Annotated in this window: 28 protein-coding genes; 19 read left to right on the top strand and 9 right to left on the bottom strand. The window is 34.7% G+C overall.

Going from position 1 to position 25,734, the window contains the following annotated elements:
- Positions 1 to 90 precede the first annotated feature (90 nt).
- Positions 91 to 1,038 carry a substrate-binding domain-containing protein gene (locus AC3WTI_RS27140; protein WP_087958338.1) on the top strand — a complete coding sequence of 316 codons (948 nt, stop codon included), beginning with the start codon at positions 91 to 93 and terminating at the stop codon, positions 1,036 to 1,038.
- A gap of 167 nt (positions 1,039 to 1,205) precedes the next feature.
- Here AC3WTI_RS27140 and AC3WTI_RS27145 read toward each other — a convergent pair whose 3' ends face one another.
- Entirely contained in the window at positions 1,206 to 1,307 is a 102-nt protein-coding gene (locus AC3WTI_RS27145) for a DUF3948 family protein (protein ID WP_001060018.1), read from the bottom strand.
- Between the two features lie 255 nt (positions 1,308 to 1,562).
- The gene (locus AC3WTI_RS27150; protein WP_087958337.1) at positions 1,563 to 2,429 is read right to left on the bottom strand and encodes a LysR family transcriptional regulator; all 867 of its coding nucleotides are present in this window, start codon (positions 2,427 to 2,429) and stop codon (positions 1,563 to 1,565) included.
- A gap of 127 nt (positions 2,430 to 2,556) precedes the next feature.
- On the opposite strand from AC3WTI_RS27150, the gene AC3WTI_RS27155 reads away from it, so the two are divergent.
- Together AC3WTI_RS27155 and AC3WTI_RS27160 are read left to right on the top strand one after the other, a co-directional pair.
- Positions 2,557 to 3,525, top strand: coding sequence for a DMT family transporter (locus AC3WTI_RS27155; RefSeq protein ID WP_142286569.1), 969 nt, complete (start codon positions 2,557 to 2,559; stop codon positions 3,523 to 3,525).
- Between the two features lie 21 nt (positions 3,526 to 3,546).
- Entirely contained in the window at positions 3,547 to 3,687 is a 141-nt protein-coding gene (locus AC3WTI_RS27160) for a YrzO family protein (RefSeq protein WP_000894069.1), read from the top strand.
- A 60-nt stretch (positions 3,688 to 3,747) separates the two neighbouring features.
- On the opposite strand, the gene AC3WTI_RS27165 is transcribed toward AC3WTI_RS27160, so the two are convergent.
- Entirely contained in the window at positions 3,748 to 3,843 is a 96-nt protein-coding gene (locus AC3WTI_RS27165) for a DUF3948 family protein (RefSeq protein ID WP_087958336.1), read from the bottom strand.
- A 336-nt stretch (positions 3,844 to 4,179) separates the two neighbouring features.
- Here AC3WTI_RS27165 and AC3WTI_RS27170 point away from each other — a divergent pair, with 336 nt between their 5' ends.
- On the top strand, positions 4,180 to 4,785 hold the full coding sequence (locus AC3WTI_RS27170; RefSeq protein ID WP_087958334.1) for a lysophospholipid acyltransferase family protein: 606 nt from the start codon (positions 4,180 to 4,182) through the stop codon (positions 4,783 to 4,785).
- 72 nt (positions 4,786 to 4,857) lie between these two features.
- Here AC3WTI_RS27170 and AC3WTI_RS27175 read toward each other — a convergent pair whose 3' ends face one another.
- Complete coding sequence (locus AC3WTI_RS27175) at positions 4,858 to 4,953, bottom strand: DUF3948 family protein (protein ID WP_073530339.1); 96 nt, start codon at positions 4,951 to 4,953, stop codon at positions 4,858 to 4,860.
- Between the two features lie 305 nt (positions 4,954 to 5,258).
- Here AC3WTI_RS27175 and AC3WTI_RS27180 point away from each other — a divergent pair, with 305 nt between their 5' ends.
- The 5 genes from AC3WTI_RS27180 (at position 5,259) to AC3WTI_RS27200 (ending at position 9,734) form a co-directional block, all read left to right on the top strand.
- A complete protein-coding gene (locus AC3WTI_RS27180) occupies positions 5,259 to 6,236 on the top strand; it encodes a LacI family DNA-binding transcriptional regulator (protein WP_087958333.1) in 978 nt (325 codons plus the stop codon).
- A gap of 149 nt (positions 6,237 to 6,385) precedes the next feature.
- Positions 6,386 to 6,715 carry a PH domain-containing protein gene (locus tag AC3WTI_RS27185; RefSeq protein ID WP_033691669.1) on the top strand — a complete coding sequence of 110 codons (330 nt, stop codon included), beginning with the start codon at positions 6,386 to 6,388 and terminating at the stop codon, positions 6,713 to 6,715.
- Between the two features lie 118 nt (positions 6,716 to 6,833).
- A complete protein-coding gene (locus AC3WTI_RS27190) occupies positions 6,834 to 7,670 on the top strand; it encodes a YitT family protein (protein WP_000248052.1) in 837 nt (278 codons plus the stop codon).
- 138 nt (positions 7,671 to 7,808) lie between these two features.
- Positions 7,809 to 8,165 carry a YxeA family protein gene (locus tag AC3WTI_RS27195; protein ID WP_087958332.1) on the top strand — a complete coding sequence of 119 codons (357 nt, stop codon included), beginning with the start codon at positions 7,809 to 7,811 and terminating at the stop codon, positions 8,163 to 8,165.
- A gap of 744 nt (positions 8,166 to 8,909) precedes the next feature.
- The gene (locus tag AC3WTI_RS27200) at positions 8,910 to 9,734 is read left to right on the top strand and encodes a TatD family hydrolase (RefSeq protein WP_087958331.1); all 825 of its coding nucleotides are present in this window, start codon (positions 8,910 to 8,912) and stop codon (positions 9,732 to 9,734) included.
- Between the two features lie 81 nt (positions 9,735 to 9,815).
- On the opposite strand, the gene AC3WTI_RS27205 is transcribed toward AC3WTI_RS27200, so the two are convergent.
- Positions 9,816 to 11,465 carry a DUF2334 domain-containing protein gene (locus AC3WTI_RS27205; protein WP_087958330.1) on the bottom strand — a complete coding sequence of 550 codons (1,650 nt, stop codon included), beginning with the start codon at positions 11,463 to 11,465 and terminating at the stop codon, positions 9,816 to 9,818.
- A gap of 251 nt (positions 11,466 to 11,716) precedes the next feature.
- On the opposite strand from AC3WTI_RS27205, the gene AC3WTI_RS27210 reads away from it, so the two are divergent.
- A complete protein-coding gene (locus tag AC3WTI_RS27210) occupies positions 11,717 to 12,250 on the top strand; it encodes a transglycosylase SLT domain-containing protein (protein WP_087958369.1) in 534 nt (177 codons plus the stop codon).
- Between the two features lie 11 nt (positions 12,251 to 12,261).
- On the opposite strand, the gene AC3WTI_RS27215 is transcribed toward AC3WTI_RS27210, so the two are convergent.
- Both AC3WTI_RS27215 and AC3WTI_RS27220 read right to left on the bottom strand, forming a co-directional pair.
- Positions 12,262 to 13,056 carry a DUF4931 domain-containing protein gene (locus AC3WTI_RS27215; RefSeq protein WP_087958329.1) on the bottom strand — a complete coding sequence of 265 codons (795 nt, stop codon included), beginning with the start codon at positions 13,054 to 13,056 and terminating at the stop codon, positions 12,262 to 12,264.
- Positions 13,057 to 13,190: 134 nt separating this feature from the next.
- The gene (locus tag AC3WTI_RS27220) at positions 13,191 to 13,313 is read right to left on the bottom strand and encodes a spore coat protein B (RefSeq protein ID WP_142286571.1); all 123 of its coding nucleotides are present in this window, start codon (positions 13,311 to 13,313) and stop codon (positions 13,191 to 13,193) included.
- A gap of 426 nt (positions 13,314 to 13,739) precedes the next feature.
- On the opposite strand from AC3WTI_RS27220, the gene AC3WTI_RS27225 reads away from it, so the two are divergent.
- The gene (locus AC3WTI_RS27225; protein WP_046956655.1) at positions 13,740 to 13,874 is read left to right on the top strand and encodes an RAxF-45 family protein; all 135 of its coding nucleotides are present in this window, start codon (positions 13,740 to 13,742) and stop codon (positions 13,872 to 13,874) included.
- Positions 13,875 to 13,998: 124 nt separating this feature from the next.
- On the top strand, positions 13,999 to 15,879 hold the full coding sequence (gene abc-f, locus AC3WTI_RS27230; protein WP_087958328.1) for a ribosomal protection-like ABC-F family protein: 1,881 nt from the start codon (positions 13,999 to 14,001) through the stop codon (positions 15,877 to 15,879).
- 239 nt (positions 15,880 to 16,118) lie between these two features.
- On the opposite strand, the gene AC3WTI_RS27235 is transcribed toward abc-f, so the two are convergent.
- The gene (locus tag AC3WTI_RS27235; protein ID WP_142286572.1) at positions 16,119 to 16,316 is read right to left on the bottom strand and encodes a hypothetical protein; all 198 of its coding nucleotides are present in this window, start codon (positions 16,314 to 16,316) and stop codon (positions 16,119 to 16,121) included.
- A gap of 236 nt (positions 16,317 to 16,552) precedes the next feature.
- Here AC3WTI_RS27235 and AC3WTI_RS27240 point away from each other — a divergent pair, with 236 nt between their 5' ends.
- From AC3WTI_RS27240 to AC3WTI_RS27265, 6 genes are all read left to right on the top strand, one after another.
- Positions 16,553 to 18,256, top strand: coding sequence for an ABC transporter substrate-binding protein (locus tag AC3WTI_RS27240; protein WP_097841881.1), 1,704 nt, complete (start codon positions 16,553 to 16,555; stop codon positions 18,254 to 18,256).
- A gap of 241 nt (positions 18,257 to 18,497) precedes the next feature.
- Positions 18,498 to 20,225: an ABC transporter substrate-binding protein gene (locus tag AC3WTI_RS27245; RefSeq protein WP_142286573.1), complete on the top strand. Its 1,728-nt coding sequence runs from the start codon at positions 18,498 to 18,500 to the stop codon at positions 20,223 to 20,225.
- A gap of 108 nt (positions 20,226 to 20,333) precedes the next feature.
- Positions 20,334 to 21,290, top strand: a complete 957-nt coding sequence (locus AC3WTI_RS27250; protein WP_000860691.1) for an ABC transporter permease — start codon at positions 20,334 to 20,336, stop codon at positions 21,288 to 21,290.
- Between the two features lie 12 nt (positions 21,291 to 21,302).
- Positions 21,303 to 22,226, top strand: a complete 924-nt coding sequence (opp4C, locus tag AC3WTI_RS27255; RefSeq protein WP_087958325.1) for an oligopeptide ABC transporter permease — start codon at positions 21,303 to 21,305, stop codon at positions 22,224 to 22,226.
- Between the two features lie 10 nt (positions 22,227 to 22,236).
- Positions 22,237 to 23,217 carry an ABC transporter ATP-binding protein gene (locus AC3WTI_RS27260; RefSeq protein ID WP_048525606.1) on the top strand — a complete coding sequence of 327 codons (981 nt, stop codon included), beginning with the start codon at positions 22,237 to 22,239 and terminating at the stop codon, positions 23,215 to 23,217.
- Complete coding sequence (locus AC3WTI_RS27265; protein ID WP_001294507.1) at positions 23,214 to 24,179, top strand: ABC transporter ATP-binding protein; 966 nt, start codon at positions 23,214 to 23,216, stop codon at positions 24,177 to 24,179. The genes AC3WTI_RS27260 and AC3WTI_RS27265 overlap by 4 nt, the downstream gene beginning before the upstream one ends.
- A 37-nt stretch (positions 24,180 to 24,216) precedes the next feature.
- On the opposite strand, the gene AC3WTI_RS27270 is transcribed toward AC3WTI_RS27265, so the two are convergent.
- Entirely contained in the window at positions 24,217 to 25,089 is an 873-nt protein-coding gene (locus AC3WTI_RS27270) for a Cof-type HAD-IIB family hydrolase (protein ID WP_087958323.1), read from the bottom strand.
- A gap of 562 nt (positions 25,090 to 25,651) precedes the next feature.
- Here AC3WTI_RS27270 and AC3WTI_RS27275 point away from each other — a divergent pair.
- Positions 25,652 to 25,734, top strand: an 83-nt coding sequence (locus tag AC3WTI_RS27275) for a DUF3948 family protein (RefSeq protein ID WP_492304477.1), incomplete at its 3' end; no start/stop codon positions are given.

Below are 25,734 nucleotides of genomic sequence, written 5' to 3' on the forward strand. Positions count from 1 at the left end.
ATAACTAGATATAAATAGTTATAATTGGATATAATTTGAACGATGCAGTTGCTCTTAAAATATAGGAGAAATATTCTTTTCTTTGTTACAATGAAAGAAGAAAGTGAGGAATCGTCTATGGATCATCATTCCTACACAACGGAAGAAGTAGCGAAGCGATTAAAAGTATCAAAATTAACAGTATACGATTTAATTAAAAAAGGAGAACTGCCTTCTTATAGAATTGGTAGACAGATGCGCATTGATGCAGCAGATTTAGAACAATATATTAAGAAAATGAAAACAGGTAAGATACAGGTTACTCCTGTAAAGAATGACAGTAATAGTATCTCGAATACATGTATTATTAGCGGACAAGAACTAACGTTAGATATGTTGGCAAAGCGTATAGAAAATCGCCTGCCAAGTTCAACTATATTAAGGGCATATCAAGGTAGTTTAACGAGTCTAGTAAAAATGTATCAAGGAGAAGGAAGTATCGTTAGTTTGCATTTGTTTGATGGGGAAACGGGTACATATAATGTTCCTTATGTAAAACGCATTTTAGTAGGACAGCCATGTATTATGATTAATTTATTAGCGAGGAACGTTGGGTTTTATGTGCAAAAGGGGAATCCTAAAAATATAAAAACATGGGCTGATTTATCTCAGTCATCTATACGATTTGTAAATCGAGAAAAAGGCTCTGGTATTAGGGTGTTAGTCGATGAACAATTGCGCATTCAAAATTTAAATAAAGAACATATTAGTGGATATGAATGGGAAGAATCGAATCATCTTGGTGTTGCCACGCAAGTCGCGAATGGAAAAGCTGATGTGGGAGTAGGATCAGAAAAGTTTTCGCAAATTGTAAATGTAGACTTTATTCCAATCATGAAAGAACAGTATGATTTAGTGATTTTGAAGAATAAAGAAAATGAAGAGCTGATCGAAGTTGTGAAAGACATTCTGCAGTCGGAAGAATTTCATAATGAATTAAATGCGATTGACGGATACGATATGACGAACACAGGTCAGATTATATATGAAATAAGGTGAAACTTAATCAGTGGGGGTTTTTTTCATCCCCCACCTAACTTCTTTGCTTTCGCTCAATTTTGAGGTGGGGGTCTTACTGCCCATTAAAGCGGGACAAACTAAAAAGCTGCTTGTCTATAAGACGAGCAGCTTTTTCTATATATAAAGGGGTTTGGGGAAACAAAGTGTTAAACAAGACCTTGAGCAAGTGTGTAAATGAAAGCTGTAAGAAGAGTAGCTCCACTTGCAAGTCCGATAAAGTCTGATTTGTTAAATGTAATGTTGTTCATTATAATCTCTCCTTATTTGTTTAATGTAGTTGCAACAGCTTTTGCATCGACAAGTGCGGATAGCACCATGCCCATTGTATTTAAGAATTTGTTTGACTTCATTTTGTTCATCATGCGTATCCGCTCCTTTTCGACTTGTTGTTGCCCTGCTTTATGTCTTAATTATAGGAAATATGATCGTCCGCAACTATCGAATTAGCTTACGGGAGACTTACACTTTTGTAAGAAAAAAAGACATTCATGTAAGAATGTCTTTTACAGCATATTGATATGATGATGCTCTTCAATTGTTTTTAAAAAGCTACGCATTGAATTCGTCATATAGCTATCTTTACGGCGTATGAAAACCGTCGAAATACTACCGTATTTTTTAGGGATTGCATGACAATGTACCTTACCAGCTTTAGAAAGATGGTGGACGGCAGACTGTGGTACGAGAGTAATTCCAAGGCCAAGCGCGACACTATTTAATATTGTCTCTAATATATTAAATTCCATAATTCTTTTTGGTAACAAACCTTCATCTTTTAGCCATCGTTCTAGTTTGGAACGGTATCCACATCCTTGGTTAAAAACGAGTAGAGGTGTTGTTGTAAATTCTTCTATATGGAAAGCTTTACTTTGTGTTATCAGCATTAATTTTTCTGTACTAACATCGTATTGTTCAATTAGTGGATGTTTAATAGGACCTGATATAAAGGCGCCATCTAATTGGTGATCAAGTACTTCTCTAATTAATTCTTCTGTTAGACCTGCTTGTAATGATAAATCGACATTCGGATAGTGTTTATAGTAAGAAGATAAAATGGTAGGTAATGTACTTACTGTTTCAACAGTACCGATTTTTAATATGCCAGAGGGTGTTTCGCTATCTAAAAATACTTGTTTTAGCTCATCAACATCTTGCAAAATTTTATTAACATAAACGAGCATTTTTCTTCCTTCAGCTGTTAAAGTCATGCCCCGTTTATGACGATAAAAGAGAGGTGTTTTTAGCTCGTTTTCTAGTTGTTTAATACGTGTAGTTACATTTGATTGTACGTAATTTAATTCCTTTGCTGCGCCGCTTACACTGCCTTGGTCGGCAACGCTCTGGAAGATTTGTAAGTCTCTTAATTCCATAATACGATCCTCCTTGATGTTAACTATCATTATAAATGATAGTTAACATCATTTTGAATCATTTTACGTGATATATTTTTTCTTTTACAATTCTCTTTGTGCAAATAGAAGGAAGTGAGGGATTGTAGTGAGAAAAGGTCAAATGATAATAGGGGCTTTCGCATGCTTAGTTGCAAGTATGTCATGGGGAGCGATGTTTCCAGTTGCTGATCATGCGTTAGAATACATAGATCCATTTTATTTTTCGCTTATTCGCTATGGAGCGGTGGCGATCGTACTGATTGTATTGTTGTTAATGAAAGAAGGAAAACAGGCATTTCGCTTAGAGGGAAGAGGAAAGTTACTAGTCTTTTTCGGAACGATGGCGTTTACCGTATATAATGTACTTATATTTTTAGGTCAAATGTTGATGGGGAAATCAGGCGTCATGGTAGCCTCCATTATGGAAGCACTGATGCCGATGATTTCTATTTGTATTCTATGGGGATATAAGAGTGTGAAACCGAAAAAATATATGATAACGAGCATGATTATTGCTTTTATAGGAGCTGTATTTGTTATTACAAAGGGCGATATGAGTTTCTTTTTAACGTTGAAAGATAACATGTTTTCACTAGCATGTATATTTGTAGGAGTTGTAGGTTGGGTTATTTATACGATGGGTGGTCAAACGTGTAGCGATTGGTCGACATTACGTTATTCTACGTTGACTTGTGTATTCGGTACGACTGTTACAGGAATTATAACTGTAATCATTACATCGCTTGGATATGTATCGATTCCGAGTATGGGAACGATTTCTATCGTGAAATATGATTTATTGTTTATGATGACATTACCGGGAATTGTAGCATTACTCGCGTGGAATTACGGTGTGAAGATTTTATCATCGATTAATGGGATTTTATTTATTAACTTTGTGCCTATTACGACTTTAATGATTATGATGATGCAAGGATATCAAATAACAATGTTTGATATTCTAGGAACTTTACTTGTTATTGTAGCGCTTATTCGCAATAACGTTTGTCAGAGAAAAGAAGAAAATATAAATAAGAAGGTTTTACAAGAAGAGCAATTACGCCAAGCTGTTTAATAGGCAATTGGAGGATTTCATATGTTAGAAAGTTTATTGTTTTTCTTTGCTGTCGGAGTTGCTTGTGAGCTTGCAGCAATTAACCGAAATGGTCGTAAGAAGATAAAACAACAAGCTGAAATGATACAGCTTTTAAAAGAGTTAAAAGAAAGAAACATTTAAAAAGACGACCGGGCATAGACGGTCGTCTTTTTCTATATAAAGGGGAAAGGGGACACTAATTTATACAAGCGTAGCAGCGTAAATGAAAGCAGTAAGAAGAATTGAGCCGCTAGCTAATCCTAAAAAATCTAATTTGTTAAAAGTGATATTACTCATCATGCATTCTCCTTACTTGTTTAATGTAGAAGCAACAGCTTTAGCATCGATTAGAGCGGAAAATATCATGCCCACTGTATTTAAAAAATTGTTCGTTTTCATCTTGTTCATCATATTAATCCGCTCCTTTTCGAATAAGCGTTGTTTCTTTCTGACTTAATTGTATGAAATATCGCAAGAAGTAACTATCGAATTAGCTTACAAGAGAATTACACTTTTGTAAGAATTGAAATGTAACAATTAATACTTAAAATTATTACCAACTCCTAAAACTTAGTGTTATAATTGTTGTAAGAAAATGATTATAATCCGGATGTTCAGAAAGGAACGAAACAAATGTATAAACCAATTACATTTTTGTTGAAATATATATTTAAAACAGCTGGGAAAGTAGAAGTGCAAGGAAGAGAAAAGTTACCAGAAGGTGGCCCGTATGTTGTTGCGTGTACACATACAAGTTTTATGGATGTATTAATGTTAGCTACAGGGATGTATCCGACCCAAATTCATTACATGGCAAAAAAAGAATTATTTGAAGGGAAATTCAAAAATTGGTTCTTTAAAAATGTGAATGCATTCCCTGTAGATCGTGCGAATCCAGGGCCGAGTACACTTAAAATTCCATCACGCCTATTAAAAGAAGGTAAAGTAGTAGGGATTTTCCCAAGTGGAACGAGGTCAACAGAAGACGTTTCATTAAAAGCTGGGGCTGTTACGATTGCGCTGCGTTCTAATGTTCCGTTAGTACCGGCAGCTTATATTGGCCCATCAAGTGTAAAAGAATTAATAAAAGGGAAAAAGGCGCAATTAATTTTTGGAGATCCAATTCAAATTGATGCTGAAGAACAAATAGATCGAAAAACAGCGATGAAAATGATGACAGATCAATTAAATGAGAAGTTTGAGGAGCTAAAGGAAACTTTGCAATCAAATCAAAAATAAGAAAAGACGACCGGGCATAGACGGTCGTCTTTTCTATTGCTATTTATAAATAAAGGGAAAGGGGACACAAAGTTATACAAGCGTAGCGGCGTAAATAAAAGTAGTAAGAAGAATCGAGCCACTAGCTAGTCCTAAGAAATCTAATTTGTTGAAAGTGATGTTATTCATCATACATTCTCCTTACTTGTTTAATGTAGAAGCAACAGCTTTTGCGTCGATAAGAGCGGAAAATACCATGCCCATTGTATTTAAAAAATTGTTTGATTTCATTTTGTTCATCATATAAATCCGCTCCTTTTCGAATAATTGTTGCCCTGTTTCTGACTTAATTGTATGAAAAAAAGAAGGGAGTAACTATCGAATTAGCTTACAGGAAAATTACACTTTTGTAAGAAAAACGAATGAAGGTGTAATGATGAGAAGGTTTGACATATGTTCATGGAATTTATTAATTTAAGAGTAGAGGTGAGTGTATGGCTAATATTAAAGATATTGCAAAGATGGCGGGAGTTTCAGTTACAACTGTTTCGAGAGTATTGAACGATCATCCGTATGTAAGTGAAGAAAAAAGGAAAGCGGTTATAGAGATAGTTGAGAAATTGAATTACTCACAAAACGCAAATGCCGTTCATTTATCAAAAGGGAAAACGAATATCGTTGGTGTAATTTTACCGTATATTAATCATCCATGTTTTGATGCGATGGTGGGCGGGATGATGGAGGTAGCGTTAGCTCATAATTACAGAGTACTACTTTGCCAAACGAATTATAATAAAAAAGAAGAACTGAAAAGTTTACATATGTTAAAAACAAAACAGTTAGATGGTCTTATAATTTGTTCTCGTGCAAATGATTGGGAAACGATAGAGCCGTATGCTTCCTATGGGGCAATTGTTGCTTGTGAAGATAATGATATTTCGAATATCTCAAGTGTATATACGAATCATTCGGCCGCTTTTCAATTAGGGATGGATTATTTAATCGAGAAAGGTTATAAAAAAATTGGTTATTGCACGGGAAGGAAATTAGGACCGAGTAGTCAAAAGCGTTTTGATGTGTATAAACAGCAATTGCAAGCTATAGATGAAGAAGTGAATGAAGAATGGATTTTCACAGAATGTTTTACATTAGAAGATGGTGTGAAAGTAGCTCATAAATTAAAGGGGATGCAGCATCTTCCTGAAGCATTAATAGTAGCAGGAGATGAGGTTGCAATTGGGGTTATGACAGAAGCTGAAAAATTAGGTATTCAAGTTCCTGAAGACTTAGCGATTATTGGATTTGATAACCAACCTATTTCGCAAGTGTTACAACTTACAACTATTGATCAAAATTTAAATGAAATAGGTAGAAAAGCCTTTGAAATGTTTTATAGGCAAACAAGTGATGAACGTTCTAAACAAGAAAAGGTGGAAATTCCGTATGAACTTGTGGAACGCTCTACCGTTTAGTTTTAATCCGTTATGCACATAATCGCATAACGGATTATTTTTTTGAAATATCTTTGACAGGAAACGCGTTTCATAATTTATAAAGGAGTTAAACCGGTCTGTAATAGTCCATGGATTCTTTTCAAGAATAGTATTTTGGAGGGATATGCATGAATGAACTTTTATTAAGTATGAAAAAGTATCTAGAGGATGACGAAAAGATTTTAGCCTTTGTGGTAGGGATCTTTGAGAAGGATAATTTCACATTATGTTATCAACATGGGATTTTTGTTGCCACTACTAGACGTCTCCTGTTTTACGGGAAATTTCCGTACTACCCTTCAATATTTAAAGAGTACTCATATTTGCATATAGATAGCATAGATTGTCATCCGTACTTTGAGTTTACTTGTAATCATGAAACGGTTAGAGCTAAGCATATTCAGAAAGGGAATGTGGAGCGATTTGTCCGTGCAGTGAGAACAAATATGAATAATTAATCACCCCTTTGTTTAAACATAATATCTCAAGGTTTAAGAGGTAAAATGCGGAATAAAAACAACTTCTAAACTTCTAGGAGATAGTGATACAATGTCAAATGGGGGGAGGGTATGAACTATGGTTAATCAACGTATAAAGGAAATAACACTAATTACAATTGGTTCATTATTATTCGCAATTGGTATTAATTACTTTGCAATTCCAAACCGTTTATCGGAAGGTGGAATTATTGGTTTAACGGTTGTTACGTACTACTTATTTGATTGGTCACCAGGGGTTGTGAACTTTGCTATAAATGCAGTTTTACTAGCTGTTGGTTATAAGTTTTTTGATAAAAAAACGATGGTTTATACAATTTTAGGGATTGTAGAAACATCCTTGTTTTTATATGTTACAGAACATATTGAGTATCATGTGAATAGTGATACGCTATTAGCAGCTTTATTTGCTGGTTTGTTTGTAGGTATCGGGTTAGGCTGTATGTTCAAAGCTGGAGGTACATCAGGAGGATCGGCAATTTTAGCACAGTTAGCAAATCAATATTTAGGCTGGAGTGTTGGTAAAGGCGTACTTATTATTGATATCGTTGTAATTGCTGGTTCTGTATTTATAATAGGGCAAGAAAAAGCGATGTACACACTTGTTGCAGTATTCATCGGAGCAAAAGTGATTGATTTCATTGTAGAAGGAATGGATACAAAAACGGCTGTTACAATCATTTCAAATCAACCAGACTTAATACGTGAGGCTATTACGAAAAACATGACACGCGGTGTCACTGTATTAGAAGGACGCGGCGGATATACTGGTAAAAATAAAGAAGTTTTATATGTTGTTATTAATAAACAAGAGCTTGTTAAGTTAAAGCAAGTTATTAGTCGAGTAGATGAAGATGCTTTCGTTGTTATCCATGATGTACGTGATGTACTTGGTGGTGGTTTTAAAGCGAGCTAAAAGGTGAACGAGTAAATTCGTTCACTTTTTTTAATTCTTACAAAAATGTAAGTGTAATGTAATGAGATTCAATAGTAGATTTTATTCCTTCTTTTTAAAATGGATGTATATATATCCTGCTGAGGAGGAATGTTTATTATGAAGAAAAAAATGATCACTACTCTAATAGCGATGGTAGTGATAGTAGTAATGTTACTGCCTACGAAACTTGGACCGGTTATCGATAAATATAATCCACTTTATAAGACGAAAGAATACTATACGGTTGTGAATACAATTGGTCAGCATATTGGTGATGAGTGGTATGAATATGAATTTATTGCATTTGACGAACGTGGAAGAGAACAAAAAATAAAGAAGACCGTTAAGCATATGTTAAAGAGAGATGAAGCGTTAAAGGTGTATGCAAAGGGACGTTATGGCGAGGCAATTGAAGAAATTGAAGCAGTAAATATTCCTATTAATGCAAAGAGTAAACTTTTAGCGACGAGATAGAGGATTATACCCCCACCTATTTTTTGTCGAAAATAAAAATACAAGGTAGGGGTATTTTTGAGGTTACTAAAAAAGCCTTAGTCTATAGGGACTAAGGCTCTTTTTATTATATAAAGGGGAAGGGGGTACATTATAGTAGCATGAGTGAAAGGCATAAGAAGAGTAGCTACTAGTAATGTAATTTGGTTATGTGAGTGTTCTTCTTATATGGCTTACTTGCTAACTTTATTGTACGAAATGTTAGTAAGAGAAACTATCGAATTACATTACACATAGCTTACAAACATGTAAGCATTCTGTAATGTAATTCGATAGTTAAAAGATAATGAATTTCATATAGTGTAATTAGAAAGTTCACTGTATTACTTTCTGTTTGTAATGTGAATGAAGAATGAAAAACCAACTACTTTTTAATAGCCTCATCTGTAGGTAGATGAGGCCCTTTTTATAAACCTTACAACATTGTAAGGTTTACGTAAGTTAATTCGATAGTAAATTTGTCATATTTTTTGCATAATAGATACAAATAGATAAAAATAATTAGGGATATAGTAAGAAGGGAGAAGAATGGGATGCGTAAAGAAGAAGTAGTGAAGTTTCCAATTAAAGATTTCTGTAGCTACTTTACTGTTGCCGTAGTATGTATTGGATTATTTGATATCATAACAAACTTAATTGTTAAATAACATAGATGATAAAACAAGAAGGGAGATCCTTTCTTGTTTTTTTTATGGGGGCATAAAGATGAAATGGATTGATAGTCATATACATGTTGACCAATATAAAGATGAAGAGAAAAATAGATTACTTAAAGATGTGGAAAATAGTAAAGAGATAAAGGGGCTTATTACGGTATCTATGAATTATCAATCATGTAAAGAAACTTTATCTTTAGCAAAGCAATATCCTTTTGTACATCCAGCGATAGGTTTTCATCCAGAGCAACAGATTCATAAAGAAGAATGTGAGCAAATTTATAAATTAATTGAAGATCATGTAGAGGACATAGTTGCGATTGGTGAAGTAGGCTTACCGTATTATTTAAGAAAAGAAGATGAGCACATTGCTATCAATTCGTATATATCAGTGTTACAACGGTTTGTTGAACTAGCTAGTAAATATGATTTGCCAATTATATTGCATGCAGTGTATGAAGATGCTGATATTGTATGTGATTTACTGGAGAAATATAAAGTTTCACGTGCACATTTTCATTGGTTTAAAGGAAGCGAAGCAACAATGAAACGGATGATGAGGAACGGTTATTACATTTCTATCACGCCAGATGTTTTACATAAGGAGAAAATTAGAAAAATCGTTTCGTATTATCCACTTGAATATATGATGGTAGAAACAGATGGACCGTGGGAATTTCAAGAAGATGTTATAACGCATCCGAGAGTGATTAGAGAGGTACTTAAGGAAATTAGTGTTATAAAAAACATGTCTGTTGAGAAGGTTGCGAAAACGATATATGAAAATACGATTCAATTTTATCCCGCTATTTGCCGGACAGTAAGACCCAAACCGCAAAATTTAGTGAAAGCAGAGAAGTTAGGTGAGGGCTGATAATCAAAGGGTTTATTCATAATATGCTACATTTTGATTTAAATAAAAAAACCACCAAGCATTCTGCTTGGTGGTTTTGTATTAGGATTCTAATTTTTTCGCACGTCTTAATAACAGTAGAAAGACAATGATGAAGAAACCAAGTATAAGGAAGAATCCATATTGTTTTACATAGTCCATTACGTCACTTACGCTTGTTGGTTTTTCAACGTGAATGCCGTCTTTATTAGTAGTAATATGAATATCTTGCATTTTCACTTCATTTGTTTCTTTTTGTAAATCAATCCATTCTATATTCGGAATGCTTTCTAGATCCTTTAATACTTCTTTTAATGGTTTCACACCTAAGTAAGGATGATAGAATGCACCAATAACTCCATCGGATAATTTGGCAACAGATACAGCATTTTCTTTCATTTTAGCAATAGCGTGTGGCTTATCTTCTTCAATAAAACCAACTGTTTCAGGCATTAATTTCATCCCATGTAAAAATGATGGTGTACTTCTGTATGCTGGAGAGTGCATGGATTTCCAAGTTGTATCACTTAACTGTAGTTGTCCTACATAAGTTGAAAAGTACCTTGATAATATTTCATATCCTTTTTGAGACATCGTGTAATGAGGTGCTTCAAATGCGACAGGATATAGTTTGGCATCTACAAGCTCTTGAATTCCTTTTTCAATATGATCAGTCGTATATTTTTCTTCAAATTCTTCCCCTTTTTTTACATATGTATTATAGGCTTCTATATTAGGAAAGTCATCTTTTGTTTTTGGTTTTTCATGCTTCGGTTGACGGATTGGCTGGTCTGTTTTTACGTCCCAAAATTCAAAACCTTCACCAGTTTCACTATCATAAAATTGGTGAGTATAACCATGCATAATAATTGCTGCACCATCATCTTGCATAGAACGTAAAAGATCGACTAGTTCGGGTTTATCTTTTAAATGTAGTGTTTTACCTGTATCTGGATCTGTATATACAGGAATAACAGTAATCATATAAGGAATCTTTTTCTCTTTTAGTAATGCAGCAATTTCTTTTAATTGATTTATATCTGCGGCTGGATGAACGTCCTCAAGACGTAAATAGGCCTCCACTTTATTTGTCTTTGGCTTTTGTTCAAAGTAAGAAAATAACATTTCACCGACGTAATGAGACATCCAGTCAAAGAGATGTGGCGTTGCAACGTAATAAGAATTATTTTGTTGCACAATTAATGGATAAGTATTCTTTCCTTTTAAAGCATGGGCAAGAATTATTCCATTTGTATCAAGGTGTTTAATGGATCGTTCTTCCTCTAATGTATTCTTTAGTTTACGTGTTGGATATTCAATTGTATTAGAGTTTATATCTTCATTTTTAAGTGTGATAAATGAAAAACGATTGGATAACTGTTCTATATTTTGACCTAAAACTAGTAGTGACCCTGGGAAACTTTCTAGAAATCCTTTTGTTTCAGTAGAAAGTTCTTCTTGTTTTTCACCTATGTAAATAACATGTGTATATGAAGATTTATCAGTTATTTCAGCTAACTGTTTTAAGTTTTTAATTGTTATGTCATTAGTAAAATGTCCTACTTGTGTATTCAGTATTTGGGTATCACTTGTAATTTGATCATCGTTCGAACTGTATAAAATAAGGACTTTTGGATTTTCGTTTTTTTGTGCGGAAATAGGGACGGGAATTAATAGTAGTAAACTAAATAAGAGTAGCAACCATTTTTTCATATTATTATTCTCCTAGTTTATATTTAGAATTCAGTTTACAATTATATACAAAAAAAGAGTTTCAGTCTATGAAAGTTACATTTTTACACGTATTTACCAGCTGTTTTTTCACAAAATCGGTCTAAAGCATGATGATAATATGTAAAGTTCTTTGCTATGATGTAAGGGTAAGAGAATGATAGGTTGTGGGTAATTGTAAAGGGAAGAAGGCTGAAAGGGGACAAATTTCAGCGGAGAAAGAGGTAGAGGTAGTGAAGAAATTCTTTGTAGGATTTTTAGTTGTTCTTGGGGTGTACTTATATTTCCAAGGAAAGTCTGAAGGAATGGGCAAATTAGTAAATGAGACAAGCTATGTTGATTCAGAAGAAGCAAAAAAGGTGAAACAAATTATTATAGAGGAAGCAAAGAAAGTCAATCTTCCAGAATGGATACCTCTTACAATTGCCGAACATGAAAGCCGGTTAAATCCAAGAAGTGTTGGAGATAACGGAACTTCATTCGGATTGTTTCAATTGCACCGTGGTGGTGGACTTGCACCAGATCATTTAACTGATGAAGAGTTGAAAGATCCGCGTACAAATGCACAAATTGCAATGCCGCATTTAATGAAAGGATATAAGCGCGGGGTGCAAAAAGGTTTGACTGATTTTGCGTTATTAAAATATATAGCAAATACATCTGGATGGCCAGGTAATTTGGGTCCAGAGTGGACGGATAATAATATGAAGTATAATGTCGGGTTAGAGGATGTGTACTATCGTAATAAAGGCGTAATAAAAGAGTAGGTTTTTTATACCTACTCTGTTTTTTTATGAATAAATTCATCTTTTTCTCGCATGAAATACTGCGCTAGTTGTATTTTCACCTCTTCTAGTTTTGTAGAAACTTGCGGTATTTTATATCCTACATACAACGGTGAAACGACAAACCTAGGAACAACTTTACAAATGATTTTTCCATTGAAGTAATAGAAAAATAAGTTATAACTACTACATCCTTTATGGAAATCTGTCAGTATGTAACGTACAGTTTGCTGAATGTAATTTGCCAGTTCCTCTATGCAATCAACATCTTCAATGATGATATTAAATTCAGTAAAACCGATAATAGGACGATCTGAAATATTGAGTTCAATGCGTTCGTTTTTTTGTACAATTACTCCTTGGAAGTTGTCCTGTTCTACGTTATCGAGATAGTCTACATATTTCATTCCGATAATTTGCATGTGTGCATGATGCAAACTTCCACCGGAGAATGGACCATGATTTTTGTATAAAATCACAGAGGTGAATTCTTCATTCTTCTGTAAGTCTAGCCAATGTTTAATGGAAAAACGAATTAGTGATCTCATATGTTCTTCTGTATATGTCGCAATATGGTCTTCACAATTATCTGTTTCGATTAGCACTGTTTGAAATGTATCTTGTAAGGTAGGGAATTTGTTTTTTAGCCAAATAATTGATCCCTCAGTTGCTAAAATATCCGTTAAATTTTCTCTGTCGCAAAAAGGACATGCCGCGCTTCTATTCCGAATGCTTTCTGGTTTTTGTTTGCCGATATCGTTTAAAAAGTATAGTTGTTGTGTATCCATTTGTATGTATGCCCCTTTAAAATATGTGTAAAAATCCCGCTTAATACATTCGGGAAAAGGAGAAGAAAATCCTTTAAAGGGGATAGGAAAAATAAAAGACAAGATATCCTCATTAAGATAGGGTACCTTGTCTTTTATTTTTTCTTTAATAATGTGTATGGATAATATAGGTCATTTTTAATGTGCTTCTTTTTTCTATTTTTTATTGTGTATAAGGCAATTGCTGTACTTGCGATTGCAATAATGGCTTTCTTCATATTCGTTTACCCCTTTTTTATTGTTGGTTTAATTCTTGGCTAACTGCTTTTGCATCAACTAGAGCGTGTAAAATCATTTTTACCATGTTCATCATATTCCTTCACTCCTTTTTATAGTTCGTTTAGTTCTTTTACAACTGCTTGTCCGTTCACTAATACCTCAAAGATTGCTTTTACGATTTCTTTCATCATGATTGTTTCCTCCTTTTGTTGTCTCTCTTGTTTACATCTTTATTGTATAGGGAGGCAACTTTTCGTACTATCGCTTTCCATTACGTGAACATAACAGTTTTGTAAGATTTGATGTCACTTATTGAAATGTTTAGTCTATCTTCATTATTTTCAGAAAAATGACTATTCAAACATGAAATGGGAAAGTATAATAAAGAAGTAAGTATTAAATTCCGTACGAAAGAGGTGAATGAGATGAAACGTTCTTTAGCTGCACGTGCCAAATTTTTAGATTATATCTATTTTTGTCGTGCGATTTTTCATGATGTAGTTGTTAACGGGATACGTCTGTCCTTTTTTAACAATTGCATAGTAGCTATTGAACGATAGAAATCTCTTCACCCATTTTTAATAAACGTGTGAAAAGGGAGCTATTTGGCTTCCTTTTTCTATGTCGAAAACCATGGGGAATGTTTCTTTCCCATGGTTTTTTATATTGAAAGGAGTACGGAAAATGACAATTTGTAGTGTAAATAATGTAACGAAATCTTTTGGTGGAAACATCATATTTGAAAATATATCGCTTGAAATAAAGAATGGTGAACGTATTGGATTAGTTGGTCGTAACGGTAGTGGGAAGACAACAATCTTTCAGCTTCTAACTGGAATGGAAAGTTTAGATGCAGGGGCCATTCATATGAAGAAAGGTACACGTATTGGTCATGTGGCACAAATTCCGAAATTTGATGAGGGTATGACTGTATATGATGTATTGAGTTCCGCTTTTAAAACAGAAAAGGAATTAGAAAGGGAAATGCGGACTTTAGAAAAACATATGGCGGAAGAACAAGAATCGTCTGCTTTACAAAGATTAATGGAGAGGTACGGAGTAATCCAAGAAAAGTTTGCATTCCTTGGTGGTTATGAAATAGAAGCAAATATTATGAAGGTAGCAAATGGTCTACAGGTGACAGAGCTATTTCCTCGATCATTTCCGGAGTTAAGTGGCGGGGAACAAACAAAAGTAAGCCTTGCATACATGTTATTGCAGAAGCCAGATTTACTTTTATTAGATGAACCAACCAATCACTTAGATTTATTTGCGGTAGAATGGCTAGAGCAATTTTTGAAAGAATACAATGGAACGGTTATGGTCATTTCACATGATCGCTATTTCCTTGATGAAGTTGTAACGAAGATTTTTGATTTAGAAGATGGAGAGATTCACGTGTATCATACAAACTACTCTCAGTTTGTTGAGGAAAAGGAAGAACGGTTGCTTCAAGAGTTTCATGCTTATCAAGAACAGCAAAAGAAAATAAAGAAAATGAAAGAAGCCATTAAACGACTACGTGAATGGGCAAATCAGGCGAATCCTCCGAATGAAGGATTGCATAAGAGAGCGAGAAGTATGGAACGTGCACTGGAACGTATGGAGAAACTAAAGAAACCTATTTTAGAACGAAAACAAATGGGACTTCAGTTTGAAGGACAAGAGAGAAGTGGGAAAGATGTTGTTGTAATGAAAGAAGTGAGTAAGGGGTTTGGTGACTACCTTTTATTTAACGAAGCAAATTTACATGTTCGTTTTCAAGAGCGTGCTGCTATCGTTGGTCGTAATGGTACAGGGAAGACAACGCTACTAAAGTTATTATTAGAAGAAGTAGAACCAGACACTGGAGAAATTCGAATCGGTAGTAGTGTAAAAATCGGTTATTTATCACAGCATGCGTACGGAAATATGAAGAGTAATGTATTGGAAGTCTTTAGGGAATGTGTAGCTGTAACAGAAGGAGAAGCAAGACATATATTAGCTAAGTTTTTATTTTATGGTCCAGCGGTGTTTAAGAAAGTAACGCAACTGAGCGGTGGAGAAAAAATGAGGTTAAGACTTGCGCAACTGATGTATCAAGATATCAATTTTTTAATTTTAGATGAGCCGACAAACCATCTTGATATTGAATCAAGGGAAGTTTTAGAGGAAGCTCTTGAGCAGTATAATGGGACGATTTTAGCTGTTTCACATGATCGTTATTTTTTAAATAAGTTATTTGAAAAGACGTATTGGATTGATGATCGTAAATTATTTGAGTTCGCAGGGAACTATGCATGGGCTCGTCAAAAGTGGGAAGAAAAGCTCGAGAAACAAGTAGTAAAGCAACAGCGCCAAGTAAGAAAAAGTATTGAAACAGCACCTGTAAAAAAGAAAGAAGTTAGGGATATTGAGGAGATTGAAACAAAGTTAATGCGTGTAGAAGAAGATATATATACGCTTGATCATAAGATGGAACATGTAGTTGATGTTGAAATGCTTGAACAATTGTATGAAGAAAAAACGAAGAAAGAGTTGTTACGAGCGGAGTTATATAATGAGTTAGAGAATATTGTGGAGTAAGAAGTAGAAAGCGAATTCCTTTCAGTTTTGCTGAAGGAATTCGCTTTTTTATACTCATATTTTACTGTAAGAGAAAAAGAAAATATGTGTTTCACGTGAAACACATATTTCATAAATCCTTGTTCCGCAATTTGCATAGATTGTGAAACATAAATGGTATTAGGCGATTTTTAGATCGATTAATTATTTCCCGAGACATAAGTGCGTGAAACTACGATTCATGATTGGAAAGAAAAGAGTTACAGCTTTACACGCTGAACTCTTTTTTCTTTTTGTGTCGTATCTTCTCTTGTTGAAATGATAATGGCGATCCCGAGCATAATAAAAAAAGCTAAAAAGAGGACGAACTTTGGGAAGAATGGGAATAGTAATAGCGCCCCGACTATCATAATTGTTAATAATACGTAGTGCAGGACGTATTGGAATAGGTTGTCCATATTTTCGCCCCCTTTTTGGTAATTGGTTATTAGTATTCTATGTCCCATACTGAACGAATAGAAGTGGATTTTTAATTTTTTAATACGAAATAAAAGAGAACAATTGACATGCTGAAAGGAAAGGAATAATCTTGAAATTAATTCATACTATTTTTATAGGAAAAATAAAGATAGTTACAGAAAGGGGGCTATGTTCCTACATCGTTAAAAATTAGGAAGGTAAAGGTGAGCGTCTAATGAAAAATGTTTTTAAAGGAGCACTTGCTACATTTCTTAGTGTATCGGTATTACTAGCCGGATGTGGTCAAGAGGAAGCAAGTACAAATGAAGCCGGAAATGTCCCAAAAGTAAAAGATGAATTTATTAAGGCAAGCGATAAATCAAAAAGTCCTACGAAAGTAAAAGAAAGAAAAGATACTTTTGTAGTTGGAATGCCAAGTCCTGGAGGGATATTCCTGCCGCACTTTATGGAGAATGGATGGGATGGTAACATAACGCAAGCTATCTTTGCCCCTCTTATTGGACTCGATAAGGAAGGCAAACCAATTCCAATTTTAGCGAAGAAGTGGGATATTTCGGAGGATCAGCTTACATATACGTTCCATTTGAAAGATGATTTAAAGTTTAGTGATGGATCCCCGTTAACTGCAGATGATGTAGCATTTACATTAACATTATTACATGATCCAACTTATAGTGGTGCGACTGATATAAGTCAAACAGCAATAAAAGGTGGGCAAGCATATAAAGAAGGAAAAAAAAATTCTATTGAGGGAATTCAGGTCATTGATCCGAAAACAATTAAGATTAAAACCGAGAAAGTAAATGCCCAAACATTATCGTTAATTGGCGGAGAAGTTATATCTAAAGCTTATTACGGGAAGGAGTATAAGCAAGGACATTTGGAGTACTTAAAAGAGTTGTATGGGAAGCCGATGGGAGCGGGGGCCTATAAGCTAGATAAATACATTCCAGGCCAAGAAGTTCGATTTGTAGCAAATGAAAATTATTTTGAAGGAAAACCGAAGATTGAGCACTTTATTTATAAAATTTCAAAAGGTGATACGAAGCTACAACAATTTCAAGCCGGGGAAGTAGATTATGATGGTTTTACGACAAACGCGGAGACGATTGAGCAGTTAAAGGATTTAGGCTTTGCTAATATTAATGTATATACAGGAAGCTCTTACGGCTACATTAAAATGAATTATAAGAAGCCATACTTTAAAGATAAGCGTGTTCGCCAAGCATTTATTTACGGATTAGAGCGGCGAAAGGTTATTGATACGTATTTCCAAGGTTATGCGTCACTTGTTAATGTACCGATTACGCCAGTCTCTTGGGCGTATACAGAAGAGGGTATTAATAAATATGAGTATAACTTAGAGAAAGCAAAGAAATTACTGGATGAGGCTGGATGGAAAGCCGGTTCGGATGGAATTCGTGAAAAAGACGGACAAAAATTGAAAGTAAGTTATTTTGCTTCATCAGCAAGTAAAATAAATGATGTAATGATTCCTGTGATGAAAGAGGATTATAAAAAGCTTGGTGTAGAGTTCAACCCAGAATATATGGACTTTAATACGATGATTTCAAAAGTGATAAAAGGTGATTATGATTTAGCGATGGTATCTACGCCAATGATTGATGATCCGAGTGGAACGATTGAAGAGTTTGTTTCAACAAGTAAACGAAATTACGACGGATATTATAACCCAAAAGTAGATGATTTAGCTAAGCAAGCATTGGAAACATTGGATATTGAAAAGCGAAAAGAAATCTATAAAAAGTTATATCAAGAGTTAAGTGAAGACCCACCTGTAATCTTCTTAAATAATAGCAAAGTGGTGTCTGCACATAATGCACGAATTCAAGGATTACAAGAAGATAACTATAACGGCATTTTATTAAGTTTACCTAAATTAAAGATAGAACAATAATTTAGGGGGAATTATCAAAATATTTACTCAGAAAGAATTGACAAAATATAACTGACGATATAAGCTAATAACCATAAAGTCTACCGGAAAGGTCGGAATAGGATTGTTACCCCTCAAAAACATCTATTTTTTTACGATTAAAACCGACTTTTCCGATTGGCTATAAAATGTTGCTGTGGGAGGCATACATAAGGCAAGCAATTCATAAGGTTTAATTATTAAAAAAGTTAGGGTGGGGACAATGAAGAAAAAGACAAAAAAATGGGCTGGTGTATTTTCAGTATTATTGAGTAGTTCGCTTGTGTTATCTGCTTGTGGGGGACAGGAAGATACGGCTTCTACGGAACCAGTAAAAAAGCAGGATTTAAAAGACGCTAAGATTGAATCAATTCCAGCTACAGATAAAAAGAAAAGTCCAGAGAAAGCAAATCAACGAAAAGATACTTTTATTACAGCCATTTCTAAGCCAGGGGGAGTTTTCCTTCCATATTTCCAAGAGAATGGTTGGGATGGAAATGTAACGTCTGTGATTTTTGCATCATTAGTAACAACAGACAAACAAAGTAAACCTGTTCCGGATCTTGCAGAAAAATGGGATATTTCTGCTGACCAGTTAACATATACATTCCACTTACGTAAAAATTTGAAATTTAGTGATGGATCCCCTTTAACGGCGGATGACGTAGCGTTTACACTAACACTACTTCATGATAAAGCGTATGAAGGTGGATTGGATATTGCTCAGTATGCTGTTAAAGGCGGGAAAGAATATAAAGAAGGAAAAGCAACTTCTATTGAAGGAATTCAAGTTGTTGATCCGCAGACAATTAAAATTACAACTGAAAAAGTTAATTCACAGGCGCTAACGAATTTAGGTGGCCCAGTGCTATCAAAAGCTTACTATGGAAAAGATTATAAACAAAATACAAGTTTAGACTATTTAAAAGCATTATATGGGCAACCAATTGCAGCGGGTCCATATAAATTTGAAAAATATGTTCCAGGTCAAGAAGTACGCTTTGTTGCTAATGAAAATTATTATGCAGGTAAACCAAAAATAAAAAATTTTATTTACAAAATCACATCAGGTGATACTGGATTCCAATTATTCCAAACAGGTGAACTGGACTATAGTGGATTTAGAGCAAATCCTGAGAATATAGACCAATTAAAAGGATTAGAGTTTGCAAATATTAATCTTGAGTCATCAAGTGATATTGCTTATATCTATGTAAATAATAAGAAATCGTATTTGAAAGATAAGAAGGTACGTCAAGCACTTACTTATGGATTGGACCGTAAGAAGTATGTAGATACAGCTTTACAAGGATATGGCTCTGTTGCTAATGTACCAATTGCTCCAGTTTCATGGGCGTATACAGAAGAAGGGATTAATAAATATCCACACGACGTAGAAAAGGCTAAAAAATTATTGGATGAAGCTGGTTGGAAAGTAGGTTCTGACGGGGTTCGTGAAAAAGATGGTCAAAAGTTAAAACTAACATACTACGCATCAAATACAGGTAAGACAAATGATATCTTTATTCCAATTGCAAAAGAAAGTTACAAGGAAATTGGTGTTGAATTAAATCCAGAGTTGATGGACTTTAATACGATGCTTTCAAAAGTAGGAAAAGGTGACTACGATTTAGCGGCAGTTTCAACACCAGGAATTAGTGACCCAAGTGAAGTTGTAAGTGATTACTTATCAACTAATCCAAAAAGTGATACGGGTTATAGCAACCCGAAAGTAGATGATTTGATTGTAAAAGGTATAGGGACGACAGATATTGAAAAACGTAAAGCGATTTATAAAGAACTGTATAAAGAGTTAAGTGATGATCCACCAGTTATTTTATTAAACTATCGCAAACTACTTTATGCTCATAATGCACGTATAAAAGGAATTGATCCAGAAAAATACGATAGCATTAGTTCTAACTTACCAGTGTTATCTATTGAACAATAAGGGTTGACCTAAATAATAGAAGGCGTTTTTTCATACAGCGATGGAATAGTAGCTGTTTTGAAAAAATGTTCTTCTATTTTTAAGTAAATAGGATTGGGGAGACAAAAGGTGAAAACATATATCATTCGTAGGTTCCTTCAAATGATCCCTACATTGTTTGGTACATCTATTATTATTTTTTTCTTATTTGCACTTTTGCCGGGGGATTATATTGATTCTAATCCAAAGTTAACACCAGAGAGAGCCCAAGAATTAAGGGAATTATACGGCTTAAACAAACCAATTATTGAAAGGTATTTTCATTGGTTAGTGAATGCTTTGCATGGTGATTTTGGATTTTCTTTACAGTATCAAGAACCGGTAACTTCATTACTTAATAAATTCATTTGGAATACATTTATCGTTGCTGTTGCAGCTTTATTTTTCACTTGGATTATTGCTCTTATTATTGGGGTTATTTCTGCAACAAAGCAGCACTCTTGGTTTGATAGATTGGTAACAATCGGTGTCTTTGCAGCAATGTCATTTCCATCATTCTTTATCGGACTATTTTTAATTAAATTATTAGCAGTTGATTTAAAGTTATTACCTATTGGTGGCATGATTGATATTGGGAGTAACTCAACAGGGATAGCGTACATATTAGAAGTATTACGTCATATGATTCTACCTGTATTTATTTTAACGCTTCTTGGTGTAGGATCGTTAACACGATATTTTAGAACCGGCATGTTGGATGTTATTAGACAAGATTATATTCGTACTGCTCGTGCAAAAGGTTTAAAAGAAAGAACCGTTATTTATAAACATGCATTGAAAAATGCAATTTTGCCAGCAATTACATTACTCGCTTTTGAATTACCGGGTTTATTTTCAGGGGCTATTATTATTGAACAGATTTTTAACTGGCCAGGGATTGGGAGTATTCAATTAGAGGCATTAAATTTCCGTGATTATACGGTATTAATGGCCTTTACGATGTTCCTTTCTTGTTTAACAATTATGGCTAATTTCTTAGCTGATATTGTATATGCGTTTGTTGATCCAAGAATTCGATTGAAGTAAGGGGGGAAAGATATGGAGACTATTACACCAATAATAGAGAAAAAGAAAGAACGAAAAAAGAGAAACGAATCATCACCATGGCGCCAAGCGTATAAAAAAATTAAGAAAAATAAGATGGCACTGTGTGGCTTATACGTTTTAATATTTATGTTTTTATTTAGTTTTATCGGTCCAATCTTTTCACCGTATGCTGATGGGAAAGTACAAGTAACACAAATTAATAAACCTCCCAGCCTGTCGCATTGGCTTGGAACAGACCAGCTAGGACGAGATATTTTAACTAGACTTATGCAAGCAGGGCGTATTTCATTAACAATTGGTTTAGCGTCAATGCTACTATCCGTTATACTAGGAGCTTTATTAGGAGCAATTGCTGGTTTTTATCGAGGGGTTGTGGATCATTTAATTATGCGTGTTGCGGATGTGTTAATGTCCATTCCGGGATTACCGCTACTTATTATAATGGGAGCAATTTTATCAGAATGGAAATTACCATCGGAGTACCGTTTATATATTGTAATGATTATTTTAAGTTTAGTAGGATGGCCAGGACTTGCCCGCCTTGTGAGAGGACAAATTTTAACATTGCGGGAGCAAGCCTTTATGCAAGCAGCAGATGTATTAGGATTAAAAGATTCTCGGAAAATCATTCATCATTTAATTCCCAACGTCTTTCCGTTGCTTATTGTTGTAGCAACTTTGGGCGTGGCTGGATCTATTTTAAGTGAATCCGCACTAAGCTACTTAGGTCTCGGCGTCGTCCCACCTACACCATCATGGGGGAATATGATTAGCGCAGCGAACTCGTTAATTGATTTCCAAAAGCGTCCGTGGTTATGGATTCCGCCAGGTTTCGCAATCTTTATAACAGTTGTATCAATTAACTTACTTGGTGATGCACTTCGTGATGCGTTAGATCCAAAGATGAGACGGTAGGTGAGAAGGGATGAGTAAAGCGGTAGTAGAGCTGAAAGATTTACAAACACACTTTCAGACAGAAGAAGGAACGGTAAAGGCTGTAAATCATGTTAGTTTTGCTGTTCGAGAAGGTGAAACGGTTTGTGTAGTAGGTGAATCGGGTTGTGGGAAAAGTGTAACAGCTTTATCTATTATGGGACTTATTGCTGAATCAGGAAGTGTAGTAGGCGGAGATATTTTATATGAAGGAAAAAGTCTTTTAGGAATGAAAGAGAAAGAGCTTCGTAGTTTACGAGGAAATGATATTGCGATGATTTTCCAAGAACCGATGACATCGTTAAATCCTGTTTTCACTGTAGGAGAACAAATTGTAGAAACGTTAAGAGAGCATGAACTACTTAGTAAAAACGAAGCGTATAAGAAAGCAATTGAATTAATTCGTAAAGTCGGCATAGCTCGTGCGGATGAAATCGTCCATTCTTATCCGCATGAACTGAGCGGTGGTATGTTACAACGTATTATGATTGCTGTTGCACTTAGTTGTAATCCGAAGTTATTAATTGCGGATGAGCCAACAACGGCTCTTGATGTTACGATTCAAGCTCAAATATTAGACTTATTAAGACAAGTAAAAGAGGAATTTAAAACATCCATTTTATTAATTACACATGATTTAGGCGTTGTGGCAGAAATGGCTGATTACGTTGTCGTTATGTATGGCGGGAAAGTTATTGAAGAAGCCCCAGTACTAGAAATATTCCAAAATCCGAAACACCCGTATACGAAAGGTTTGTTGAAATCAAAACCAGTGATGGGAAAACGGATAGATAAACTATACTCTATTCCAGGGCAAGTTCCTAATTTAGTTGGTTTGGATGAGTTTTGCTACTTTAGCGGTCGTTGTGAGCACTGTATGGAAATATGTAAAGAAGAAGCGCCAAATCTGAATGTACATGATGAGAATCATAAAGTAGCTTGCTGGTTATATGAGGAGCGTGCGGGACAATGAGTGAACCATTATTAGAAGTAAAAAACTTAAAAACATATTTTCCAATTAAAGGCGGCATATTTAGTAGAACGGTTGGACATGTAAAGGCAGTTGATGGAGTAAGTTTTACTATTAATAAAGGTGAAGTGTTCGGCCTTGTTGGTGAATCAGGAAGTGGGAAGACGACGATAGGAAAAACAATTTTACGTCTTGTCCAAAAAACGGAGGGGGAAGTGAAGTTTAAAGGACATGATGTTCATTCTCTATCAAAAGAGGAATTGAGAAAACATCGTCCTAATATGCAGCTTGTGTTTCAAGATCCATTTAGCTCATTAAATCCGAGAATGAGAATTGGAGAAGCGCTTGGCGAGCCGATGTTGGCTCACGGACTAGCGACGAAAGAAAATGTTCGTGAAAAAGTGACAGAAGTATTAGAGTTATGTGGCTTAGCCCCATATCATATTGACCGCTACCCTCATGAGTTTTCTGGTGGACAACGTCAGCGTATCGTTATCGCAAGAGCTATGGTATTAAATCCAGAATTTATTGTAGCTGATGAACCTGTGGCAGCACTAGATGTATCTATTCAAGCACAGATCATTAATTTGTTTAGTGAGTTACAGGAGAAAAAAGGACTATCTTATTTGTTCATTTCACATGATTTAAGCGTAGTAGAGCACTTATGTACGAAAATTGGAATTATGTATTTAGGAACAATTGTGGAAACGGCGCCGCGTGATGAGTTATTTACGAATCCACTTCATCCGTATACAAAAGCGTTGTTATCGGCTGTGCCAATACCAGATCCAACAGTGAAGCGAGAGCGAATCATACTAGAGGGTGACATTCCAAGTCCAGCAAATCCACCTTCGGGTTGCCGCTTTCATACACGTTGCCCGTTTGCAACAGATATTTGTAAACAAACGGTACCGGAATTCCGTAATGTTGGTGAAGAGCATTTTGTTGCTTGTCATCATGTATAAAAGAAAAGGACTCTTTCAAATAGAAAGAGTCCTTTTTTTATTTACTAGATGAAGTTTGTTTCAATACAAATTGCTCAATTGCATGGGCAACACCGTGTTCATTGTTTGTTAATGTTACAACATCACATAGTTTTTTTACATCTTCTTCAGCATTTCCCATTGCAACTGATAAGCCAGCTACTTGTAACATTGGCACATCATTAAAGTTGTCCCCGATTGCAATAGTATCTTCAATTGGTATATTGAAATAAGCAGCCATTTCTTGTAGACCGTTCCCTTTATGACCGTACTTATCCATAATTTCTACATTAGTAGGAGCTGATGCTGTAACTGAAATATCAGTGTCTTCTTGTAACATGCTTAATAGTTGTGCACGATGCGCTGCATTAAATGTCAAAATGAAGAATTTAGATATTTCTAATTCTGGATTATTTACAACATCTTCGATTTTTTGGAAATCAGTAATTAAGTTTGATTTCTTTTGTTTTTCTGTAATTCTTTCAAGTTCTTCAAGTGTAACATCTAGTGCATGCTTGTTCTCTTCGAAAGCTTGCATGACTTGATCTTGCCATGTATATGGAGAATAAACTCCTTTATTCGTATATAGCTTATAAGGAAAACCTTCAGATTCTAGTAATTTTGCAAGCTTGTATACTTTATCGTTTTGTAAACAACGCGAGTTAATTACTTTTCCATCCACATAAACAATTGCCCCATTGCTCGCTCCAACTGGAAGAGATAGTTTATATTCTTCCAATAATTTTAAAGCATCCTCTTTTGCACGACCGGAACAAATCATGACTATATGACCATCCTCTTTTGCAGCTTGGATAGCTTGTAAGTTCTCTTTGGAGATTTCAAGATTAGATGATAGTAGCGTACCATCCATATCTAATGCGATTAATTTCAAAATGACCACCTCTTTGCTTTTATTATACATAGTTATATAGAGGAAACATATAAACTTATCTTGGAAAGATTGTATTTTATCCCGCTTTAATGGGCAGTAAGAACCCCTACCTCAAAATTCAGCGAAAGCAAAGAATTTAGGTGGGGGGCGGGCTGCCCATAAAAGTCCGATTGGTGAGGGCTGATTAAAGTTTTACTCTATCCCGAATCAATCGTTAGTGAAAATTTGATAGATTCCAACGTATTCATTCCAATATGCACTTTAATTTGTAACAAAAGTAGGAGGGAGTATGGGGATATTTCGTTATATGACTGTAATATTACAATAACATTACAAGTGCATACTTAGTAGAAAGTGCATTAAAACAGGGTTTTTAAGGGTAGTTATAAAAAAACGTAAAAAAAGTGTAATAAATTTTACGTAATTATATTGCAACGTAACGATAGTTATGTTACATTAATGTTACAAACGTTACGTTATTAAATTTAATGTAACACCAACATAAAAACTATGAAATAAACATTTCTTAGAAATTACATATAGATAACTTATTAAAAGGAGGATACATAAAATGAAAGAGCAAGTATTACAAGTAACAAAAGGTGACTTCGTAGGATCAGCAAGTGGAGCAGTAGTATTAACAGC

Source organism: Bacillus sp. EB106-02-03-XG38 (assembly GCF_058792175.1).